Source organism: Kitasatospora sp. NPDC004799 (assembly GCF_040609095.1).
Taxonomy (GTDB): domain Bacteria; phylum Actinomycetota; class Actinomycetes; order Streptomycetales; family Streptomycetaceae; genus Kitasatospora.
This window is the reverse complement of sequence record NZ_JBEXJK010000504.1, coordinates 1-5,427: the sequence shown is the minus strand read 5'-3', so window position 1 is coordinate 5,427 and position 5,427 is coordinate 1. Positions and strand designations below refer to the sequence as shown.

Below are 5,427 nucleotides of genomic sequence, written 5' to 3'. Positions count from 1 at the left end.
GGGCGCGGCGGCGTTCGCGGCGGCGTCCGCGGCGAACGCCAGCAGCAGGCCCCGCTTGGAGCCGAAGCGCTGCGACAGCGTCGCCGGGGCGGTCGCCCTGGACGGGCGGCCCGGCCGGACGGCCACCGCGGCGGACCCGGCCGGCGGGGCGCTGGGCACCGCCCGGGTGCCGTTCCGCGGCGAGCACCAGGCCGGGATCACCGACCCGGCGCAGGCCAGGGTCCAGCTGGCCGCCTTCGACCTGGCCGAGGGCGTCGGCCGGGACGGGCTGCGCACCCTGCTGCGGCGCTGGACGAAGGCGGCCGAGAAGCTGACCGCCGGGGAGCCGGCCGAGGAGTTCGACAACCAGGTCGCGCTGGACGCCGGACCCTGCTCGCTCACCGTCACGGTCGGCTTCGGCGCGGCGCTGTTCGACAAGGCCGGGCTGGCCGACCGCCGCCCGCCCGGCCTCGAACCGCTGCCCGCCTTCCCCGGCGACGCGCTCGACCCGGCCCGGGGCGACGGCGACCTGTTCGTCCAGATCGGCGCGGACGACGCCCTGGTCGCGGTGCACGCCCTGCGGGTGCTCCAGCGGCTGGCGACCGGTACGGCGGCGCTGCGCTGGCAGTCGGCCGGCTTCGCCCGTACGCCCGGCGCCGCCGCGCGGCCGGTGACCGGCCGCAACCTGATGGGCCAGATCGACGGCACCAACAACCCCCGGCCCGACGAGGAGGGCTTCGCCGCCACGGTGTTCTGCGCCGCCGGCGGCGAACAGCCGGCCTGGCTGGCCGGCGGCTCGTACCTGGTGTTCCGGCGGATCCGGATGCTGCTGGACCACTGGGAGGCGCTGCCGGTGGACCGGCAGGAGCGGGTGATCGGACGGCGCAAGTCGGACGGCGCCCCGCTCGGCGCGCCCGCCGGGGCCGGCGAGCGGGCCCCGGTCGACCTCACCGCCCAGGGCCCGGACGGCACCCTGGCGATCCCCGCCGACGCGCACGTGCGGGTCGCCGCCCCGGCGGCCAACGGCGGGGCGGCGATGCTGCGGCGCGGCTTCTCGTACCACGACGGGCTGCTGCCGGACGGCTCGCCGGACGCCGGGCTGCTCTTCCTCGCCTTCCAGGCCGACCCGCGCAAGGGCTTCACCCCGGTGCAGCGCAAGCTCTCCCGGGGCGACGGCCTCTCCCGCTTCCTGCGGCACGAGGCCAGCGGCCTGTACGCGGTGCCGCCGGGCGCACCGCCCGGCGGCTACCTCGGCCAGCAGTTGCTGGAGGGGTAGCTCCCCCGGGCTTCCCACCCGGGCTTCCCTCCCGGATTCCCCTCCGGTCCCCCGGCGTTCACCGGGGTCCACCGGGGTCCACCGCCGCGGTCCCGGTTGCTGGAACGCTTTCCCGCCGGGGCCGCGGAATCGTTAGGGTGATTTGCTTCGGCACACCCTGCCGGCGCAGCACCGAGACCCCAGGAGGCGTCATGTCGGCCACCCGCTACACCTACCTCGGACCGGCCGGCACGTTTACCGAGGCGGCCCTGCACACCCTGCCCGAGGCGGCGACCCGGGAGCTGGTGCCGCTGTCCTCGGTGGCGCTGGCGCTGGACGCGGTGCGCAACGGGGAGGCGGCCGGGGCGTTCGTCCCGATCGAGAACTCGGTGGAGGGCGCGGTCACCGCGACCAACGACGAACTCGCCTCCGGCGCACCGCTGATGATCTACCGTGAGGTGCTGCTGCCGATCACCTTCGCGCTGCTGGTGCGGCCGGGCACCGAGCTGTCCGGGATCAAGACGGTGACCAGCCACCCGGTGGCCCAGCCGCAGGTGCGGCGCTGGCTGGCGGCCAACCTGCCGGAGGCGACCTGGGAGTCGGCCGCCTCCAACGCGGACGGCGCCCGGCTGGTCGCCGAGGGCCGCTACGACGGCGCGTTCGCGGGCGAGTTCGCGGCGGCGATCTACGGGCTGGAGCCGCTGGTCACGGAGATCGCGGACGCGAAGAGCGCGGCCACCCGGTTCGTGCTGGTCGGCCGCCCGGGGCGGGTCTCCTCGCCGACCGGCGCGGACAAGACCTCGATGGTGGTCTGGCTGCCGGACGACCACCCGGGCGCGCTGCTGGAGCTGCTCCAGGAGTTCGCGGTGCGCGGGATCAACCTGATGCGGATCGAGTCCCGTCCGACCGGCGAGGGCATGGGCAGCTACTGCTTCCTGATCGACTGCGAGGGCCACCTGTCCGAGCGCCGGGTCGGCGAGGCGATGATGGGGCTCAAGCGGATCTGCCCGCAGGTGCGGTACCTCGGCTCCTATCCGCGCGCCGACCGGCAGGCGTCCGTCCACCGGCGGCCGGGGACCTCGGACGAGGATTTCGCCTCGGCGGCGGACTGGCTCTCCCGCGCGCTCGACGGCCGCGGGGACGTCTGAGCTTCTCCTGACGTCTTTCCGTCCTTTTCCGACTGTTTTCGATCGGCCCGATCGGCCCGGGTGGATGACCGCACCGTCGTCCACAGGGGCGGTCGGGGCCGGAGACCGCTGTCCACAGGGGCTCGGGCTGTCCACAGCCCGGAGTTATCCACAGGCCTGGGGACGAGTCGACAAACCGGTATAGCCATTGCGCAGACCCGGTCGGACCATCGGTTTGCGTCGCAGAGATGACCAATCGGACCAGAGTCACCCGGTTGCCAGCAAATCACCCGTCCGAGTGCTTCAATTCCCTCACTCGGGAAGGTTGATTGAGGTTTGAAACGCGAATTCCCTGGTTCGTTCACGCGGAAGGCGATCCTCCCCTTTGATCCACAGGTCCAGGCTCGGACCTGTGGATAACCCGTCGCCGGAGCGTTCCCCACGGAAGTTATCCACAGGTCGGGGCGAGTTATCCCCAGGAAAAAGCCGTACCGGTGGAGGAACGGCCGCCCGGTACGCTAGGGCCTGTGATTGACCTTCGCCTGCTCCGTGAGGACCCTGACCGAGTGCGCGCCTCGCAGCGCGTCCGTGGCGAGGACGTCGACCTGGTCGACGCCCTCCTCTCCGCCGACGAGCGGCGCCGGTCCTCGGGCAGCCGCTTCGACGAACTGCGCAACGAGCAGCGGGTGCTCGGCAAGCAGGTCGCCCAGGCCAAGGGTGACGAGAAGACCGCCCTGCTCCAGCGCACCAAGGACCTCGCCGCCGAGGTCAAGGCCGCCGACGCCGAGCAGAGCGCGGCCAAGGAGGAGGCCGACCGCCTGCTCCGCTCGCTGGCGAACCTCATCGACCCGGCCGCCCCGGTCGGCGGCGAGGAGGACTTCGTCACCCTGGAGGAGATCGGCACCCCGCGCGACTTCGCCGCCGAGGGCTTCGAGCCCCGCGACCACGTCGAGCTCGGCCAGATCCTCGGCGCGATCGACACCGAGCGCGGCGCCAAGGTCGCCGGTGCCCGCTCCTACTACCTGACCGGCGTCGGCGCGCTGCTGGAGCTCGCCCTGGTCAACATGGCGATCGCCCAGGCCACCGCGGCCGGCTTCATCCCGATGATCACCCCGACCCTGGTCCGCCCGGCCGCCATGGACGGCACCGGCTTCCTCGGCCAGGCCGCCGAGAACGTGTACCACCTCGCCGAGGACGACCGGTACCTGGTCGGCACCAGCGAGGTCCCGCTCGCGGCGTACCACATGGACGAGATCCTCGACGCCGACAAGCTGCCGCTGCGCTACGCCGGCTACTCGTCCTGCTTCCGCCGCGAGGCCGGCACCTACGGCAAGGACACCCGCGGCATCATCCGCGTCCACCAGTTCGAGAAGGTGGAGATGTTCGTCTTCACCACCCCCGAGGACGCGGAGAACGAGCACCGCCGCCTGCTCCAGTGGGAGAAGGACTTCCTCAACGCGCTGGAGCTGCCGTACCGGGTCATCGACGTCGCCTCCGGCGACCTCGGCGCCTCGGCCGCGCGCAAGTTCGACATCGAGGCGTGGATCCCCACCCAGGGCAAGTACCGCGAGGTCACCTCGACCTCCAACACCACCGAGTACCAGGCCCGCCGGCTGTCGATCCGGATGCGCGAGGAGGGCAAGACCCGCCCGCTCGCCACCCTGAACGGCACCCTGGTCGCCGTCCCGCGCACCATCGTGGCGATCCTGGAGAACCACCAGCAGGCCGACGGCTCGGTCGTCGTGCCCGAGGCACTGCGGCCGTACCTCGGTGGGCGGGCCGTCCTCGAACCGGTCAAGTAGCCGGTCCGGCCTCTCGGCCGGCTGCCCGTCCGGCAGTCGGCCGAGAAGCCGGCCGAGAAGCCGGTCAGCACCACCCAGCACCACCCGCAACTCCCGGGAGACGTACGGCCCATGAGCACCACCAGCCCCGACCTCGTCTCCCCCGACGGTGGCGACCTGCCCTACCGGCTGGTCGCCACCGACCTCGACGGCACGCTGCTCACCAGCGCGGAGACCGTCTCCGAGCGCACCCGCGCCGCCCTGGCCGCGGCCACCGGCGCGGGCGCGCTGCACATCATCGTCACCGGGCGCTCGGCGGTCTGGGCCCGCCCGGTCTTCGACGAGATCGGCTACACCGGGATAGCCGTCTGCGGCCAGGGCGCCCAGGTGTACGACGCCGGCGCGCACAAGCTGCTCACCTCGCTCACCCTGGACCGGCGGCTCGCCGCGCTCGCGATCGAGAAGATCGAGACCGAGACCGGCCCGCTGGCCATCGCCGCCAACCAGGACGGCCTCGACGGCCAGGTGCTGGCCGGCCCCGGCTACGAGCTGCTGATCGGCTCCGACCTGCCGGTCGTCCGGGTCGGGCGGGACGGACTGTACGACGCCCCGCTCAGCAAGCTGTACATCCAGCACCCCGCGCTCACCGACGACGCCCTCGCCGAGGCCGCCCGGCGCGCCGCCGGCGACCTGGTCGGCGTGGTGATGGCCGGGGCCGGCGTGGTCGAGCTGCTCCCGCTCGGCCTGTCCAAGGCCACCGGGCTGGCCGTCGCCGCCCGCCGCCTGGGCGTCCGCGCCGCCGACACCATCGCCTTCGGCGACATGCCCAACGACGTCCCGATGTTCGGCTGGGCCGCCCACGGCGTCGCCATGGCCAACGCCCACGAGGAGCTCCTCGCCGTCGCGGACGCCGTCACCGGCAGCAACGACGAGGACGGCGTCGCCACGGTCCTGGAGCGCCTCTACCCGCAGCGGTGACGCCTCCGGCGGGGGGCGGGCGGCCGCTGCGCGGCGGCTTGGCGCCGCGCCTGACGACTCCGGCCTGCGGCCGAAGGACCGGCGCGCGCCCGGCCTTTCCGGCCTAGCCTTCCGCCGCGCGCAGTTCCCCGCGCCCCTGAGGAACGCGCCCAACCAGCGCGAAACCCGGTCGAAGGACCGCCGCGCGCCCGACCGTCCCGCCCTAGCCTTCCGCCGCGCGCAGTTCCCCGCGCCCCCGAAGGGGCGGGGGGGGGGGGGTGGGTGGTAACGGAGAATCCCGGCGGGGGGGGGCCGGGGGGCGGGGGGC

At 73.8% G+C, this 5,427-nt stretch carries 4 protein-coding genes; all 4 read left to right on the top strand.

Annotated features, from left to right (window positions below; genetic code table 11):
* Positions 1 to 55: 55 nt before the first annotated feature.
* The 4 genes from ABZW03_RS36565 to ABZW03_RS36550 all read left to right on the top strand — a co-directional run bounded on the left by ABZW03_RS36565 (position 56) and on the right by ABZW03_RS36550 (position 5,120).
* Positions 56 to 1,255: a Dyp-type peroxidase gene (locus ABZW03_RS36565; RefSeq protein WP_355268498.1), complete on the top strand. Its 1,200-nt coding sequence runs from the start codon at positions 56 to 58 to the stop codon at positions 1,253 to 1,255.
* A gap of 191 nt (positions 1,256 to 1,446) precedes the next feature.
* Positions 1,447 to 2,382, top strand: coding sequence for a prephenate dehydratase (gene pheA / locus ABZW03_RS36560; protein ID WP_355268495.1), 936 nt, complete (start codon positions 1,447 to 1,449; stop codon positions 2,380 to 2,382).
* 506 nt (positions 2,383 to 2,888) lie between these two features.
* Positions 2,889 to 4,163, top strand: coding sequence for a serine--tRNA ligase (serS, locus tag ABZW03_RS36555; RefSeq protein ID WP_355268492.1), 1,275 nt, complete (start codon positions 2,889 to 2,891; stop codon positions 4,161 to 4,163).
* Between the two features lie 111 nt (positions 4,164 to 4,274).
* Entirely contained in the window at positions 4,275 to 5,120 is an 846-nt protein-coding gene (locus tag ABZW03_RS36550; RefSeq protein ID WP_355268489.1) for an HAD family hydrolase, read from the top strand.
* Positions 5,121 to 5,427 lie beyond the last annotated feature (307 nt).